Source organism: Spirochaeta thermophila DSM 6578 (assembly GCF_000184345.1).
Lineage (GTDB): Bacteria > Spirochaetota > Spirochaetia > Winmispirales > Winmispiraceae > Winmispira > Winmispira thermophila.
This window is the reverse complement of record NC_017583.1, coordinates 1,880,141-1,896,573: the sequence shown is the minus strand read 5'-3', so window position 1 is coordinate 1,896,573 and position 16,433 is coordinate 1,880,141. Positions and strand designations below refer to the sequence as shown.

The following is a 16,433-nucleotide window of genomic DNA, read 5'->3' as shown; positions in this document are numbered from 1 at the left end:
CTTCTGCTTTGGATGGCCGGGGGTTGCGTTTTTAAATGAACTTTCGCAGATGCTTGTATCTTGAGTGAAGGTGTGGTATACCTATGTCTGTGAAGAATATAAGGATTCAGAACCGGAACAAGATCCTTAAGGTCCTCGCTCAGAGGCGGCTCCTCACCCGGCAGGAGATCGCCCTCGAGACCGGCATGAGCCTGCCCACGGTGGCGAGCAACCTGGAGGACCTCATCCGCGACGGATTCGTGCGGGAGGCCGGGATGGCGGAGTCCCGGGGCGGGAGGCGTCCCCTCCAGGTGGAGTTCGTACCCGATGCGCGGTACAGCATAGGGATAGAGGTGCGGCCCGGAAAGATCAAGGCTGCGCTCACGAACCTCTACGCCGAACCGGTTCTGAAGCGGGAGGAGCGCCTTCCCGAACGGCTCTCCCCTGCAGGGCTCTCTGCCCTCATCGAGAGGATGATTCGCGAGCTCCTCAGGGAGGAGGACCTGCTTCCGGAGGTGATCCTCGGGGTGGGGATCGCCCTTCCGGGGGTGACCGATCCGGAGCGGAAGGTGCTCGAGGTGGCGCCGAACCTCCACCTGCAGAACGTCTCGTTCGAGGAGTTCGGGAAACTCTTTCCCTTTCCCGTGATGGTGGAGAACGAAGCGAACGCCTCTGCCCTGGGCGAGCACATGCTCAACGGGCACTGTAACGGCGAAGACCCCGTGGTGTACATCTCCATCACCGAGGGGATCGGTGCGGGGATCATCATAGGGGGCGACATCTATCGAGGAGCGAACGCCCGGGCAGGTGAAGTGGGACACGTGACCATCTTCCCGCAGGGGAGGCTCTGCAACTGCGGGAAGAAGGGGTGTTGGGAACGGTACGCCTCCATCTCTGCCTTGCTCGAAGACTACTCGTTCGAGAAGAAGAAAGAGGAAGTGACGCTCGAGGAGCTCCTCGAGGGTCTGGAGGGTGGTGAGCCTGAGGCGATGACGGTGTGGGACAGGTATGTTGAGTACCTCTCGTACGGTATCCACAACGTCATCCTCTCGTTCGATCCTCGTTTCGTCTACATAGGAGGGGAGATCGCGATCTTCGGTTCCCGGCTCATGGATCCCCTCAACCGAATCCTCCTCGAGGAGTCCTCGCTCTGTGAGGACCACGACGTGAGCATCCTCCTCTCACCCTTGGGGGGGGATTCGGCCCTCCTCGGGGCGGCCCTCCTGCCCCTCAAAAGTTTCCCTCTGTATGCGGGGTGAGACGCGCACCACGCCTGGTTCTCCTGAGTACGGAAGGGGGACACGGGGTGCCTCCCCGTTCCCCGTTCCGCGGTGATCCACGCACCTGCCAGGATGCCTCGTCCCTCTCAGCCTTTCGGAAAGACGGCCGGCACACACGTGGTGGGCCTTCCTTCTCTATTTTTCGGTGAAGGGAGCGTCAACCCCGCAAACAGGCCCCCAATACTTAGAATATTACATTAGTTCTATTTTCTCTTTTTTTCCAAATAGTTGACAGAAAAGCTTGACAAAATGATGATGGTGGCGTATATTTTATGATATGAAATAATATCCTATATGTATAGTAGGATTTAGGAGGCGGAGATGCGACTCACCATCAATGGGACCCCGGAAGAGCTCCCCTACGATGAGCTCACGGTTGAGGAGCTCCTCAGCGTGAAGAAGGTGAGGATGCCGGAGACGGTCACCGTGGAGCTCAACGGCACGGTCATACGGCGTCACCTCTACGCATCCACAAAGGTGAAGGACGGGGATGCGGTGGAATTCCTCTACTTCATGGGAGGTGGCCGGTGAGGCTTCAGACCCGTGCCGTACACGCACTCCCCCAGGCTGATCCTGCCTGGGGGGCCACCATCCCCCCGGTGTACCTCTCTGCCTCCTTTGCGTACGTGGACCCAGAGACGCTCGCCAGGGTCTTCCAGGGAAGGGAGCCTGGCTTCATCTACTCCCGTATCGGTAACCCCACGGTGGCCCTCTTCGAGCAGGCCTTCACCCGTATCGTGGAGGCGCGAGGAGCGGTCGCCACCTCCTCTGGCATGGCGGCCATCACCGCGGTGATCTTTGCCCTTGCTCAGGCAGGGGATGCGGTGGCGGTCTCCTCGAGCCTCTTCGGCGGTACGCTCTCGCTCTTTTCCCGCCTTGTAGCCCGATGTGGGATCGAGGTCCGCCTCTTCGATCCACTCCTTCCCGAGCAGCTCGAGTCGGTTCTGGATGACGCGGTGCGGTTCGTCTTCCTCGAGGTGATAGGAAATCCGAGGCTCGACGTCCCCGACATCCCTCTGCTCGCCAACCTGGCGCACGCCAAGGGGGTTCCCCTTGTGGCCGACTGCACGCTCGCTCCCCCGGGTATGTTCGATCCACGGAGGTGGGGCGTGGATGTGGCGGTGCACTCCCTCACCAAGTACATCACGGGGAACGGCACGGTGGTGGGGGGTCTGGTCGTGGATACGGGTGTGTTCGATTGGACGGCGTTTCCAGGATCGGCGGTGCAGGAGGCGGTGGGGAAGGCGGGAGAGGCGGCCTTCCTCTACGTGCTCAGACGGGAGATCGTCCAGGATATGGGGATGAGTCCTTCCCCGATCCATGCCCTCTTCCACTACCTTGGGCTCGAGACCCTGGGGCTCCGTGTGCGCCAGCACTGCGAGAACGCGCAGGCCCTCGCCTCCTTCCTCGCCAGGCATCCCAGGGTCAGGGAGGTGCGGTACCCGGGGCTCGAGGACGATCCCTCCTATCCTGTGGCCTCCCGGCTCTTCGAGGGAGGGCGCTACGGAGGCCTCCTCACCTTCAGCCTGGCGGACAGGGAGGAGTGCTTCAGGCTCATCCGGGCCCTCAGGCTCCCCCGAACCCTCGCCAATCTCGGGGATGCCGCCACGCTCATCATCCATCCTGCTTCCACGATCTATCACGAGCGTACCGAGGAAGAGCGGGCGGGCGCCGGGGTCCACGAGGGCCTTCTCAGGGTCTCGGTGGGGATAGAGGAGAGCGCGGACCTCATAGAAGACTTTTCGAGGGCACTCGAGGTGCTCTCAAAGGAGTAGGCGATGAACCTCAGGGAAGATCAGATCTACAGGTACAGCAGACACATACTCCTCCACCAGGTGGGAGGGGAGGGACAGGGGAGGCTGCTCTCGGGTAGGGTGCTCGTGATAGGCGCCGGAGGGCTGGGCTCTCCTGTGGCCTACTACCTCGCCGCAGCAGGGGTGGGGACCGTAGGCCTGGTCGACGGGGACGTGGTCGAACTCTCCAACCTTCAGCGCCAGATCCTCCACTTCACCCCTGACGTGGGGCGGCCGAAAGTGGAGTCGGCGGCCGAGAAGCTCGCTGCACTCAATCCGGATGTGAGAGTGGAGACCTATTCCTACAGGGTGACGGCGGAGAACATCCGCTCCCTCATACGGGAGTACGACTTCATCATCGACGGAACGGACAACTTCCCCGCCAAGTTCCTTATAAACGATGCCTGTGTCATGGAGGGTAAGCCCTACTCGCACGCAGGGGTGCTCAGGTTTCAGGGCCAGACCTTCACCTACGTGCCAGGGCATATGTGTTACCGGTGCGTGTTCCGGGATATGCCCCCCAAGGGAGCCGTGCCCACCTGTGCCGAAGCGGGGGTTCTGGGTGCGGTGGTGGGGGTGCTTGGAACCATCCAGGCCACGGAGGCGGTGAAGTATCTGCTCGGGGTGGGAGATCTGCTCACGGACAGGCTTCTCGTCTTCGATGCCCTCACCTCCAGGTTCAGAGAGGTGCGGATCGGGCGTCAGGAGGAGTGCCCTCTGTGCGGTACTTCCCCTGAGATCACCGAGCTGCGGGAGTACGAGCAGCCCGCATGCGACCTTAGAGAGAGGAGTTCTGTATGAGCAAGAAGCTTTCACTCGTGGTGTTCCACGGGAACTTTGATACCGCGGTGGCGGCATTCACCCTTGCCTCCGGTGCCGCAGCGGTGGGATACGAGGTGAACCTGTTTTTCACCTTCTGGGGGCTCAATATCATAAAGAAGAAGCAGGGGAGGGCCTTTGTGGGGAAGGGGTTCCTCGCGAGGGTCTTCAACTTCCTCATGGGGGGAAGGAAGAACCTCCCCTTAACCAGGCTCAACTTCCTCGGGGTGAGTCCCAAGCTCATGACGCATCTTATGAAGAAGCGGCACGTGGCTACCCTTGAGGAACTCATCCAGGCGAGTATCGACCTTGGGGTGAACTTCTACGCCTGTGAGATGTCCATGCACATCCTTGGGATGGACAGAGGTGTGTTCATCGCCCCGGTGAAGGAAGTGCTCGGGGTGGCGAAGTTTCTCGAATACTCTGAGGGAGGGGAGGTCCTATTTATATGAGAAGGCTCGATATCACACGTGATACCTGCCCCATGACCTTCGTGAAGACCAAGCTCGAGCTGGAGAAGCTCGAGCCCGGTGAGGTGCTCGAGGTCTACCTCTCGGAGGGTGAGCCCCTCGACAATGTGCCCAAGACCGCGCGTGAGCAGGGCTATGAGGTGCTCGACATCTCCCACGTGGAGGGCGGCACCTACCTCGTACGCATCAGGAAGCCGGGAGGTGGTGGATGAAGATGCTTGCCTCGCTCATCGAGGAGATCGTCCGCCACGCGCGGGAGGAGGCGCCGATCGAGGCGTGCGGGTATGTGGCCGGGGTGGGGGACGAGACGCGGAGGATCTTCCGGCTCACCAATGCGGATGCCTCGCCGGAGCACTTCTCCTTCATCCCCGAGGAACAGTTCGTAGCCCTCAAGGCTGCCCGGAAGGAGGGGCTCTCGCTCATAGGGGTGTATCACTCCCATCCGGCCACGCCTGCGCGGATGTCGGAGGAGGACATCCGCCTCGCCAACGACACCGAGATGCGCTACCTCATCTACTCGGTCGCAGAGGGAGTCCTCCGGTGCTTTCGGGTGGACGAGGAAAAGCGCGTCACCGAGGAGCCCATAGAGGTGACAGGAGGGGGAGCATGAGTGCGGTGCACATCTCCTTGCCAGAGCGACTCCGTGAGGACATCGCCTCTTACCGGGAGGCGGCCTTCCGGTTCCTCCGAGGCGAGCTCGACCCGCGTGAGTTCAGGAGCGTCAGGGTGCCCATGGGGATCTATGAGCAGCGGAGAGATGGGGCTTACATGATGCGGTTGAGGATCCCTGCAGGAGACATCACCCCCCAGCAGCTCGCCGCCGTGGCCCGTGAGGCCGCGCGGTACACCCTGGGTCCTCTCCACGTGACCACGCGACAGGACCTCCAGATACACAACCTCTCCCTGGAGGCCACGGTGGCCCTTTCCGAGGCCTTCTATCCCCTCGGACTCACCGCCCGAGGGGGAGGGGGGAACACGGTGCGGAACATCATCGCCGATCCCTTGAGCGGCTATCATGGCCTCTTTGATGTGGTGCCCCACGCGAAGGCCCTCACCGAACGCCTCATCTCAGAGTCCGACTCGTGGACCCTTCCTCGCAAGTTCAAGGTCTGCTTTGCCCCCGGAGTGGAGACCCCCTTCCTCGCGCTCGTGGCCGATGTGGGGCTCATCGCCGTCGAGCGGGAGGGGAGGCGGGGCTTCATGGTCTATGTGGGGGGAGGCATGGGCGCTCACTCGAAGACAGGGATCCTCTGGAAGGAGTGGGTTCCGGAAGGAGAGGTGTATGCGGTCGTGAGGGCGGTGAAGGAGCTCTTCGATGCGCACGGCAATCGGAGGAACCGGCACAGGGCCCGGCTGAGGTTTCTGAGGGATGTCTGGGGTGATGAGGTCTTCCTCGCGAGGCTTGAGGAGCGCTTCGAGTCGGTGAGGTCCCGATCCCTTCCTCCCCTGGAGGTTCCCCCCGCTCCTCCGGTGAGGGGGGTGTGGCGGGAGGTCGTCCTTCCCCTGGGTGATCTTACTCCTGAGCAGGCACAGGCCCTCGCCGAGCTTGTGGCCCCGTTTGGGGAGGACACCATTCGCCTCACGCACAGGCAGAACATCCTGCTCCGTCAGATCCCGGAGGAGGAGGTGGCCCGGGTGGAGCAGCGGATGAGGGAGCTGGGGCTGAAGGTGGGACCTGAGACGGTATGGGATAAGGCGGTCGCCTGTGCAGGGGCCCACACCTGCCGCCTGGGGATCTGCCTCTCGCGCAACCTTCTGGTGGCGTTGCAGCGCCACGTGGGAGCCCTGGGCGCCCACCCCCAGGTGCGGGACATCACCCTCAACATCTCGGGATGTCCGAACGCCTGCGGCCAGACCCCTGTGGCAGACCTCGGCTTTGCGGGAGCCGCCCGCCGCCTCCACGGGAGGAGCATCCCTGCGTACGTGGTGTACGCAGGTGCCTCGCTCCGGCCTGGAAGGGCGCGACTCGCAGAGCGCCTCGGGGTGGTCCCTGCAGCCCGTGTCCCGGATCTGGTGGCTGCCTTCTTCCATGAGGTGACCGAACGGCGACGATCCGGCGAGTCCTGGTTCGAGTTCTATGAGCGGGAGGGAAGGGCCCTCCTCACCTCCCTCATACCCTCCTATGGGGAGGTGCCGCCGCCGGAGGAGGATCTGCGGCCGTATCACGACTGGTACGATCCTCTCCCCTTCTCACTCCTCGGCAAGGTGGAGGGGGAGTGTTCCGCCGGGCTCTTCGATCTCATCGAGTACGACCTCTCCCAGGCCGAAGAGGCCCTCAAGGAGGGGAGGCTCGCCCAGGCGGTGACTGCCGCGAGCAGGGCCCTCCTCATCACCAAGGGGATCGAGACCAGGGAGGATGCCGCGGTCCTCGATGCATTCCTCCGTGAGTTCGTGGGGGTGCACCTCGACCCCGGGTTCGGCCGTGTGCTCGAGGCGGTCCGCGGGGGAGGACGTCCAGAGCCCCAGGAGGTGGCCGCCCTCGTTCAGGCGGTGAAGGAGCTCTACCACGCGATGGACGACTCGCTCCGGCTTCCCCGTCTCGAAGAGGCCCACGAGGCTTCCTCTGCGCCCACGCGCCCCTCACCTGCCGGGGAGGTCCCCCTCCACGATTTCCGGGGGGTGCCGTGTCCGATCAACTTCGTGAAGGCCAAGCTGGTCCTCGAACTCCTCCCCTCAGGGACCGAGGTGGAGTTCCTCCTCGACGATGGACAGCCCATAGAAAACGTCCCCGCCTCGCTCGAGGGCGAGGGGCATGAGGTGGTATGGAAGAGGAAGGAGGGTGCTTCGTGGAGGATCCACGTGCGAAAGGCAGGCTCATGAGCGCGAGAGACACGCACCTCAGATCGGTCTGTAAGGCCATCTCGTGGAGGGTGATCGCCACCCTCACCACCACCCTCATCGCTTACTTCGTGACCGGGAAGTGGGAGACCGCCCTCTTCATAGGGGGGTGGGAGGCCCTCGTGAAGATCGTGGTGTACACCCTCCACGAGCGGGTGTGGGAGCACATCCCCTTTGGCCGGCGTGAGCCAGAGTACTACATCTAGGAGGCAGCTGTGGATCTGAAGGAGAGGGTGAAGACCTATAGAGAGGCACTCAAAGGGAAGACCCCACAGAAGGTGCTCGCGTATGTCCTCGATGAGTGGGGAGGGGGTGTGGTGCAGGCCTCGAGCCTTGGGGCCGAGGACCAGGTGATCACCCACATGCTCCTCTCCCTCACCCCCCGACCCCGGGTGTTTGTGATCGACACCGGACGACTCCCCGAGGAGACCTATGCCCTCCTCGATCTCATCCACACCCGTTGGGACCTGGACCTAAGGGTGTATGCCCCTGCCGCAGAGGACGTGGAGGAGTTTGTACGGACCTATGGTCCCAATGCATTCTACCGGAGTGTGGGGCTCAGAAAGCGATGCTGCTATATCCGTAAGGTGAAGCCCCTCATGAGGGCGCTCGAAGAGGCGAAGGTCTGGATTACCGGACTTCGCAAAGCGCAGAGTCCTGATCGGGACGGGGTGGAGGTGGTGGAGTGGGATGAGCTTCACGGGCTCATCAAGGTGAACCCCCTCGCGGACTGGAGTGACGAGGAGGTCTGGTCGTACCTCAAGAGCCATGGGGTACCTTACAACGTGCTTCACGACAGGGGCTATCCCAGCATCGGGTGTGAGCCCTGCACGAGGGCGGTCCTCCCGGGCGAACACCCCAGGGCCGGCCGCTGGTGGTGGGAGCAGGGGAAGAAGGAGTGCGGCCTCCACACCAAACGAACGAGGAGGGACCATGGATAGGCTCCAGCGTCTCGAATCACAGGCCATCTACGTCCTCAGGGAGGCCTACCGGAGCTTCCCCTCGCTCTGCATGCTGTGGTCCATCGGGAAGGACAGCACCGTTCTCCTCCACCTCGCCCGGAAGGCCTTCTTCGGCCACGTGCCGTTCCCCCTCGTGCACATCGACACCGGTTTCAAGATCCCCGAGATGATCGCCTACCGCGATAGGCTGGTGAGGGAGTGGCACCTCGACATGATCGTGGGTCAGAACAGGGAGGCCCTCAGGGAGCGTCGCACCTATCCTGATGGTGCGTGCTCGCGCATAGAGTGCTGTCGGCTCCTCAAGAGCGAGGCCCTCAAGCACACCATCGCAGGGGACTGGCCGCGGTGGCGCTTCGATCACGAGAAGGGACGGTACGAGGAGGATGCGAATCCCGCGCCGTTTACCGGCGTGATCGTGGGGGTGCGTGCGGACGAGGAGGGGACCCGGTCCAAGGAGCGGGTCTTCTCGCCCCGCTCTGCAGAGGGGAGCTGGAACATCGGCGACCAGCCTCCTGAGCTCTGGAACTACTACAACACCGACTTCGCACCCGGTACCCACGTGCGGATCCACCCCATCCTCGAGTGCACCGAGCTCGACATATGGGAGTACATCCGGAGGGAGCGGATCCCTGTGGTCTCCCTCTACTTCGACCGGGGAGAGGGACGCCGCTACCGCTCGCCCGGATGCGCGCCGTGCACCTCGCCCATCCTTTCTCGAGCCAGGACCGTGGATGAGATTGTCGAAGAGCTCTCCTCGGGTGCCCTCAAGGGAGTGGCGGAGCGCTCAGGGAGGGAACAGGACAAGGAGGATGGGGGGACGCTCGAGACCCTGCGGCGTGAAGGCTACATGTAGGGAGGCCAGATGAGAGATCGACATGGAGAGAGGAGGGAACTGTTCTCCCATCAAGAGAGAGTGGCGGTGGTCATGGTGGGCCATGTGGACCACGGAAAGAGTACCATTGTGGGGAGGCTCCTCGCCGAGGCAGGGGCTCTGCCCAAGGGGGAGCTCGAGCAGGTTCAGGAGTACTGTCGAAGGAATGCGCGGACCTTCGAATATGCGTATCTCCTGGATGCTCTCAAAGACGAGCAGGCCCAGGGGATCACCATAGACAGCGCCCGAGTCTTCTTCTCACTCGAGGGGCGGGACTTTGTGTGGATCGATGCCCCAGGCCACGTGGAGTTCATCAAGAACATGGTGACCGGAGCCTCGCGTGCCGATGCCGCCTTTCTGGTGATCGATGTGCGAGAGGGGGTGCAGGAGAACTCCAGACGCCACGGGTATCTCCTCTCGTTCCTCGGCGTGGAACAGGTGGTGGTCCTGGTGAACAAGATGGATCTTGTAGACTGGCAGGAGGAAGCCTTTTCCAGGGTGCGGGATCGCTTCGGCGAGTTCCTCGAGGGACTCGGGATTCGTCCAGTAGCCTATATCCCTGTCTCTGGAAGAGAGGGGGACAACCTGGTGAGCCTCTCTCCCCGCATGCCGTGGTATCTCGGGCCCACGGTGAAGGATGTCTTCCTGGAATTCTCCCCACGGACAGGAACCGAGGGAGGGCCATTTCGCATGCCCGTTCAGGCGGTGTACAAGTTCACCAGACTCGGAGATGATAGGAGGATCATTGCCGGCACGGTAGTGACAGGGACTCTTTCAGTGGGCGATGAGGTGGTGTTCTATCCCTCGGGAAAGAGGAGTCGGGTGAAGCGAATAGAGTCGTTCAATGAGGAGCCCTCCCTCCTCTCGGCAGGGGAGTCGAAGGGGTTTACCCTCGAGACCCAGGTGTATGTACGTCCAGGTGAGCTTGCAGCCAGGGTGGATGAACCTCCTCCTGAGGGAGCCTCTGCCTTCAGGGTGACCCTTTTCTGGCTCTCCCCTCATCCCATGGTGAAGGGCAAGCGCTACACGCTCCGCCTCGGGGCGGCGAGGGAGGCCGCCTACCTCTCGGAGATCAAGGCAGTGGTGGATTCCTCAGATCTCACCACTGAGAGTCACAAAGAGGTAGTGGAGCAGTACGATGTGGCCGAGTGTGTGCTCTCGACCCTCAAACCGGTGGCCTTCGACCTCTACCACCGCATTCCTCCCACAGGGAGGTTCGTGATCATCGACGAGTATGAGATTGCAGGTGGTGGAGTGATCCTCGAGGCCCTGCCGGTTTCTGGTGTGGACTCTTACGTGCGGGCGAGGGAGGAGCGGTGGCGGAGGGGAGAGGTGGGAGCCGATGAACGGGCGATGCGCTACGGGCAGAGGCCCTATGTGCTCCTGGTTACGGGCGATGAGCCCTCGTGTCTCGATGCCCTCGCGAGGAGGGCCGAGCGGACCCTCTTCGAGAGGGGGTGGAACGTCTACTATCTCGCCTCGGAGAACCTCATGCAAGGGCTTGAGGCCGACCTGGTGGTGGAGGACAGGGAGGAACACCTGCGACGTATGGGCGAGGTTCTCAGGCTACTGACGGATACAGGGCTCGTGGTGGTCACCACGGTGGTGGGGATGGAGGAGGAAGAGGTGGCCCTCCTGTGTGAGGTGGCCCGTCCCGCGGAGGTGCTCGTGGTGGAGGTGGGGAGCATGCTTCCCGATGAGCTGCTCGCGGCGAGGCTCAGGGAGGGGGTGTGCGAGGAGGATCTGGTGGAGGACCTCGCCCGGCTCCTCAAGGATCGGAGGATCCTCCTTGAGTATCACCTGTAGGAGGCGGGGATGAAGCTTCCGTTGCTTCTGGAGTGTGAGGATCTCCCTGTCGCGGTGGTGGGGGCAGGGAAGGTGGGGCTTAGGAAGGCGCGGACCCTCATGGAGGCGGGGGCGCGCGTGCGGGTGATGGATCCAGTGGCAGAGCCCCCGGCCTGGTTCAGGGGGGAGTGGCGGCACGAGGGCTTCCTCCCGGCCCATCTCGAGGGCGTCGTCCTCGTGGTGGCGGCCACCTCCGATGCAGGTCTCAACGCCCGCATCTGCGAGGAGGCGCGTGCCCGGGGAATACTTGCGTGCAACGCAGGGGGAAAGGAGGGGCGTGTGGTCTCGTTCATGACCTCGTTCCGGTGGAACGATCTGGTCGTGGCCCTGGGATCGGAGGAGGGGGATGTGCGGAAGACCATCACGGCGAGGAGGATGCTCTATGATCTGCTTATGGGGAGTCCACATTGAGCGGGAAGGGGAGGAGGCGATCGCGCGCCTCTACCTCCCACCGGCAGGGGTGGTCCCCTTTCTCCACGGGCTCGGGGTGGGGGAGGCGATGCTCCTCCAGACCTGTAACCGCTGGGAGCTGGTGGTCCCTGATTCCCCCCGGGCCATGGCACGGGTAGGATCGTGGTGCGAGGAGAGGGGCGGCTTTCCCGGGAGGATCTACCGGGGAAGGGAGGCCTTTTTCCACCTCTGCCGGGTGGTTGCGGGCATGGACTCGGTGGTGCCGGGCGATACCGAGATCGTCTCTCAGTTCAAGACTGCCTGGCGGCAGGCTCAGGAGGCAGAGACTATGGGGCCTGTGCTCCTCAATGTATGTCAGCAGGTCCTGGGGGTGGCGAAACGCATTCGTACCTGCTGCACCCTCTCGCAGGGATACCGTTCGGTGGCGGGCCTGGCTGCGTGGTGGATGAGGGAGCAGCTCGGGGCGGGAGGGAGGATCGCGGTTCTGGGGACAGGCCGTGTGGCGAGGGATGTGCTCAGGTACGGGGTCCAGATGGGACTTACGGCGGCGATGGTGGCAGGAAGGCGGTACGAGGCCGCCTGTGCCCTGACGGAGGAGTGCGGGGGGGAGGCGGTCCTCCTGGAGGACCTCCCCCTCGTGTTGGAGCGCACGGATGCGGTGGTGGGGGCGAGCGCAGCTCCGCATCTTCTCCTGCGGCGTGAGGAGCATGCGCCACTCATCGCTGCACGGGGGAGGCCTCTCCTCCTGGTAGACCTTGCGGTGCCCCACGATATCGATCCCGGTCTTGCGGACCTCCCCCAGGTGACGTATGTGGACGTGGTGGAGCTCGGCCGCCGCCGACAGGAGGTGTGGGAACGAAGGAGGGATGCCCTCGTGAGGGCTGAAGAGATCCTTGAAGAGGAGGGTTCGGCTCGGTATGCGCGTCTTGAGGCTTGGTACCAGAGGAAGCATGCTCGCCCTCGCCCAGGTGAGGGAGTGGATCGCACGGTGGAGAGACGCCTCGCCTGAGGCGGGGGAGGTGAAATGGGAGCCTGTGGTCCTCCATCCCAGAGGTGATCGCGATAAGCGCACCCCCCTCCACCTCGTAGAGGGCTCGGACTTCTTCACCGATGCCCTCGATGAGGCCCTCCTGGTGGGGAGGATCGACGTGGCCCTCCACAGCGCGAAGGACCTTCCCGACGATCTCCGGGAGGGACTCTCCCTTGCGGCGATCACCCCTCTCGAGGGCCCGCGCGAGGATGTCCTCGTGCTCCACCCCCGGTGGGCGTCCGCCTCCTCTGTGGAGGAGCTTCCGGCCGGATTGAGGATCGGCACTAGCAGTGCGAGGAGGAGAGAGCAGCTCTCCCACCTCCGGAGCGACTGGGAGCTCGTGGACATACGGGGCACCATAGAGGAGCGCCTCGCACGTGTCTCTTCCGGCGAGATAGACGGGGTGGTGATGGCCGCGCTGGCCCTCACCCGGCTGGCACTAGAGGTGCCTCACCTCCCCCTCCCCTTTGTCCCCCACCCCCTGCAGGGCAGACTTGCGGCAGTGGTGCGGGAGGGTGATGAGGAGGCGCACCGCCTCTGTGACGTCCTCGACGATCGGGGGCGATGGGGCAGGGTGGCGATCGTGGGTGCAGGGCCCGGCACTGCAGACTTCCTCACCCTGAGGGCCGAAAGACTCCTCAGGGAGGCGGATCTCGTCCTCTACGACGACCTCGTCTACCCTGAGCTTCTCGCAGGGAGGACGGCCGAGCTCGTGGCAGTGGGGAGACGTAAGGGAAAGGACCGGTACACCGTGGAGGAGGTGTGTGACCTGATGATCCAGGCCGCCTATGCGGGAAAGAAGGTGGTCCGCCTCAAGGGCGGGGATCCCTCTCTCTTCGCGCGGCTCGAGGAGGAGCTCTCCTGGCTGAGGGCGGCGAGGATACCCTACGAAGTGGTGCCGGGGATAAGCGCCTTTCAGGCCGCCTCCGCCTGCACAGAGATCCCGCTCACGCGCAGGAAGGGTGCCTCCTCCCTCCTCATCTCCACAGGGTATCCTCCGGAGCGGGCCCTCATCCCCCCGCCGGATGAGCGACTTTCCTGTGTGTACTACATGGCGGGTGAGGAGTTCCCCCGGATATGCGCCCGGTTCCTGGAGGCGGGGTGGGATCCTCACACCCCTGTGGTGGTGGTGAGTGCGGCGGCCCGGCCCCAACAGACCCACCTCTCCCTCACACTGGAGGACGGCGCGCGGTGGACCGGATCCGTCCCGCGTCCCGCGCTCCTCCTGGTGGGGGCCACCGGCGTCTCTCGGTCGTGGTGGGAAGACCGTCCGCACATCCTTGTGACCGGGACGCGCGCTGCCCCCTGGCGGGCGCGGGGGGAGGTGGTGCACATCCCGTGCATCGCCACGGTCCCCCGACGCGATAAGAGGGTCCAGGAGGTGATGGAAGGCCTCTCCTCATACACCATGCTCATCTTCACCTCTCGCCATGGGGTGGTCCATTTCGTGGACCGCCTCCTGGAGCACGGTGATCTCCGCCTCCTTGCGGGCAAGCGCGTGGTCGCTATAGGTAGGGTGACCGCCGAGGCACTCAGGGAGCGGGGGCTCGTTCCGGATCTCATCCCGGAGGAGGACTCGGCGGAGGGGCTTATCTCGCTCGCAACACAGGAGGACTGGAGGGGGGAGAAGATCCTCATCCCCTGTTCCTCGCTCTCGGATCCCTTTTTGCAGGAGGAGCTTTCCCGACGTGGGAATACCGTGGATGCGGTCCCCTTCTACGATACCGTCCCTGCTTCCTATCCAGAGGCCCTTCCGCTGGAGGTGGGCGCCTTCGACGAGGTGGTCTTTCTCTCACCCTCCGGCGTGAGGGTCTTCAGGGAGCGCTTTGGCGCCCTTCCACCGGGGATCCGCATCCATACCCCAGGAGTCACTACAAGGAGGGCACTGGGCGATGTTACCGCTTAGGCACTTCAGAAAGGACGAGGCCACCAGAGATCGGCACGCAGAAACCACATGGTCAAGTGAGCAGCTCATCCAGGCGCTCTTCGTGACCACTGAGAGCAAGGGGAAGGAGCCCGTTCCCGGCTTCCCGGGGGTCTGCCGTCATGGCCTCGAGAGCCTCCTCCACGAGGTAGAGGCCCTGCTGACTGCCGGGATCCGAAAGGTGCTCCTCTTCGGCGTGGTTCCCCCCTCGTACAAGGACGAGGCGGCCTCGTGGGCCCTTCGGGCGGATGGACCTGTCCCGACAGCGGTGCGCGAGCTCAAGCGGCGATTCCCCGAGCTGGAGGTCTTCACCGACGTCTGCGTATGTGGCTACACCTCGCACGGCCACTGTGGCCTCGTGCGTGGGGAGGAGGTGAGCAATGACGAGAGCGTGCTCCTCCTCGCCCGGATGGCCGTGGTCCATGGTGAGGCGGGGGCGGACTGGGTGGCGCCGTCTGCCATGATGGACGGTCAGGTCGAGGCGATACGCAGGGCCCTCGACGGGAGAGGCCTGTCCGGGGTGAGGATCCTCTCCTATGCGGCGAAGTACGCCTCCAGGCTCTACGGCCCCTTCAGGGATGCGGCCGGATCAGCTCCGGCCTTTGGGAATAGGCGTTCCTACCAGATGGACGTGCGCAACGGGGCCGAGGCCCTGGTGGAGGTGTGGGCCGACCTGGCGGAGGGGGCCGATGCGGTCATGGTGAAGCCGGCCCTCTTCTATCTGGACGTCATACAGAGGGTGCGGGCGGCCTTTCCCCGCGTGAGGCTTGCGGCCTACCTCGTCTCAGGGGAGTACGCCATGCTCGTGCGGGCAGAGGAGGAGGGGAGTGCTCCCGGGGCCTTCAGGGAGGCGGTGACCGCGATCTTCCGTGCAGGGGCCGATCTTCTCATCACCTACGACACACGCCGTATCGCCTCATGGGGAGGAGACCATGCGTAGAGACCAGGTTCAATCCTATCTGGTAGGTGGGGTGAACTCACCCGTACGTGCCTTCAGAGCTGTGGATGAGGAACCGCTCGTGGTGGCGCGGGCGGAAGGGCCCTTTGTCTACGATGAAGAGGGCCGCCGCTATCTCGACTTCATCGGAGGATGGGGTGCCCTCATCCTGGGGCACGCCCACCCTGCGGTGGTGGAGGCGGTGGAGAACGCAGCATCCCGGGGTATCTGTTTCGGCCTTTCTCATCCTGGAGAGGAGGAGCTTGCGGAGAGGATCGCAGCAGCATTCCCCTGGATAGATAGGGTGCGGCTCGTGAACTCGGGGACCGAGGCCTGCATGACCGCCGTGCGGCTCGCGAGGGCTGTAACTGGAAGGACCCTGTGCGTGAAGTTCGAGGGATGCTATCACGGCCATGCTGATGGGTTTCTGGTGAAGATGGGTTCAGGAGGGGCGACCTTGGGACTTCCCTCCTCGCAGGGGGTCCCTTCGGAGATCGCCGGGACTACGGTGGTGCTCCCCTACAACGATGAGGGGATGGTGAGGCGTCTCTTCGCGGAACAGGGCGAGGAGATCGCCGCCGTGATCGTGGAACCGGTGGCGGGGAACATGGGGGTGGTCCCTCCTCGTCCGGGGTTCCTCGAGACATTGAGGGAGGAGACCCGACGGTGGGGGGCCCTCCTCATCTTCGACGAGGTGATGACGGGATTTCGGGTCTCCAGAGACGGGGCTGCAGGACGTTTCGGCGTGTGGCCCGACCTTCTCTGTCTCGGAAAGATCATAGGCGGGGGGCTTCCCATAGGGGCAGTGGCGGGGCCTGCGGAGATTATGGACCTCCTTTCCCCCGCAGGTCCTGTCTACCAGGCTGGAACCTTTGCGGGCGGACCCGTGGTGTGCGCCGCAGGGAATGTCACCCTCAGGGTGTGCGACGAGGAGGATGTCTGGGCTCTCCTCGAGCGGTTGGGGAGGGTTCTGGACCGACACCTCTCCTCCCTCGAAGGGGTCTCCTACGTGAGGTGTGGCGGCATGTGGTCGCTCTTCTTCCTGGAAGGAGGGGCTCCCCTCGACTTCCAGGAGGTGCAGCGCCAGGATAGTGCCGCATTCGCCCGGTTCCATGCCGTACTGAGATCCCGGGGCATCCTCGCTCCTCCCTCGGCCTATGAGGCCTGGTTCCTCAATACCGCCATGGACGAGGCCCTCCTGGAGGAGGCAGCACGGACGATCAGGGAGGAGGTGGAAGAGGCACGGAGGGGATGAGGGGGCCTCGTGGGTTTCG

17 protein-coding genes are annotated in these 16,433 nt (G+C 63.8%); all 17 read left to right on the top strand.

Annotation, left to right across the window (positions count from 1 at the left end; translation table 11 throughout):
• Nucleotides 1–83 precede the first annotated feature (83 nt).
• The 17 genes from SPITH_RS08605 to SPITH_RS08525 all read left to right on the top strand — a co-directional run bounded on the left by SPITH_RS08605 (nt 84) and on the right by SPITH_RS08525 (nt 16,414).
• Nucleotides 84–1,238, top strand: a complete 1,155-nt coding sequence (locus SPITH_RS08605; RefSeq protein ID WP_014625277.1) for an ROK family transcriptional regulator — start codon at nt 84–86, stop codon at nt 1,236–1,238.
• Between the two features lie 342 nt (nt 1,239–1,580).
• Entirely contained in the window at nt 1,581–1,790 is a 210-nt protein-coding gene (thiS, locus tag SPITH_RS08600; protein ID WP_014625276.1) for a sulfur carrier protein ThiS, read from the top strand.
• The gene (locus SPITH_RS08595; protein ID WP_014625275.1) at nt 1,787–3,034 is read left to right on the top strand and encodes an aminotransferase class V-fold PLP-dependent enzyme; all 1,248 of its coding nucleotides are present in this window, start codon (nt 1,787–1,789) and stop codon (nt 3,032–3,034) included. Before thiS ends, SPITH_RS08595 begins: the two co-directional genes overlap by 4 nt.
• Nucleotides 3,035–3,037: 3 nt before the next feature.
• A complete protein-coding gene (locus SPITH_RS08590; RefSeq protein WP_014625274.1) occupies nt 3,038–3,853 on the top strand; it encodes a HesA/MoeB/ThiF family protein in 816 nt (271 codons plus the stop codon).
• Nucleotides 3,850–4,323, top strand: a complete 474-nt coding sequence (locus tag SPITH_RS08585) for a DsrE/DsrF/DrsH-like family protein (protein WP_014625273.1) — start codon at nt 3,850–3,852, stop codon at nt 4,321–4,323. The genes SPITH_RS08590 and SPITH_RS08585 overlap by 4 nt, the downstream gene beginning before the upstream one ends.
• On the top strand, nt 4,320–4,553 hold the full coding sequence (locus SPITH_RS08580) for a sulfurtransferase TusA family protein (protein ID WP_014625272.1): 234 nt from the start codon (nt 4,320–4,322) through the stop codon (nt 4,551–4,553). Before SPITH_RS08585 ends, SPITH_RS08580 begins: the two co-directional genes overlap by 4 nt.
• Nucleotides 4,550–4,951, top strand: a complete 402-nt coding sequence (locus SPITH_RS08575) for a M67 family metallopeptidase (protein WP_014625271.1) — start codon at nt 4,550–4,552, stop codon at nt 4,949–4,951. Before SPITH_RS08580 ends, SPITH_RS08575 begins: the two co-directional genes overlap by 4 nt.
• Entirely contained in the window at nt 4,948–7,161 is a 2,214-nt protein-coding gene (locus tag SPITH_RS08570; RefSeq protein ID WP_014625270.1) for a sulfurtransferase TusA family protein, read from the top strand. Before SPITH_RS08575 ends, SPITH_RS08570 begins: the two co-directional genes overlap by 4 nt.
• Nucleotides 7,128–7,385 (top strand): DUF2061 domain-containing protein, encoded by a 258-nt coding sequence (locus SPITH_RS08565; protein ID WP_014625269.1) that lies wholly within the window; start codon nt 7,128–7,130, stop codon nt 7,383–7,385. The genes SPITH_RS08570 and SPITH_RS08565 overlap by 34 nt, the downstream gene beginning before the upstream one ends.
• A gap of 9 nt (nt 7,386–7,394) precedes the next feature.
• A complete protein-coding gene (locus tag SPITH_RS08560; protein WP_014625268.1) occupies nt 7,395–8,120 on the top strand; it encodes a phosphoadenylyl-sulfate reductase in 726 nt (241 codons plus the stop codon).
• The gene (gene cysD, locus SPITH_RS08555; RefSeq protein WP_014625267.1) at nt 8,113–8,994 is read left to right on the top strand and encodes a sulfate adenylyltransferase subunit CysD; all 882 of its coding nucleotides are present in this window, start codon (nt 8,113–8,115) and stop codon (nt 8,992–8,994) included. Before SPITH_RS08560 ends, cysD begins: the two co-directional genes overlap by 8 nt.
• Nucleotides 8,995–9,003: 9 nt before the next feature.
• Nucleotides 9,004–10,818, top strand: coding sequence for a GTP-binding protein (locus SPITH_RS08550; protein ID WP_014625266.1), 1,815 nt, complete (start codon nt 9,004–9,006; stop codon nt 10,816–10,818).
• A 9-nt stretch (nt 10,819–10,827) separates the two neighbouring features.
• A complete protein-coding gene (locus SPITH_RS08545) occupies nt 10,828–11,268 on the top strand; it encodes a precorrin-2 dehydrogenase/sirohydrochlorin ferrochelatase family protein (protein WP_014625265.1) in 441 nt (146 codons plus the stop codon).
• A complete protein-coding gene (locus SPITH_RS08540; RefSeq protein ID WP_014625264.1) occupies nt 11,240–12,277 on the top strand; it encodes a glutamyl-tRNA reductase in 1,038 nt (345 codons plus the stop codon). Before SPITH_RS08545 ends, SPITH_RS08540 begins: the two co-directional genes overlap by 29 nt.
• Nucleotides 12,186–14,204, top strand: a complete 2,019-nt coding sequence (cobA, locus tag SPITH_RS08535) for a uroporphyrinogen-III C-methyltransferase (RefSeq protein ID WP_041624079.1) — start codon at nt 12,186–12,188, stop codon at nt 14,202–14,204. Before SPITH_RS08540 ends, cobA begins: the two co-directional genes overlap by 92 nt.
• A complete protein-coding gene (gene hemB / locus SPITH_RS08530; RefSeq protein ID WP_014625262.1) occupies nt 14,191–15,162 on the top strand; it encodes a porphobilinogen synthase in 972 nt (323 codons plus the stop codon). Before cobA ends, hemB begins: the two co-directional genes overlap by 14 nt.
• Nucleotides 15,155–16,414, top strand: a complete 1,260-nt coding sequence (locus SPITH_RS08525) for an aspartate aminotransferase family protein (protein ID WP_014625261.1) — start codon at nt 15,155–15,157, stop codon at nt 16,412–16,414. Before hemB ends, SPITH_RS08525 begins: the two co-directional genes overlap by 8 nt.
• Nucleotides 16,415–16,433 lie beyond the last annotated feature (19 nt).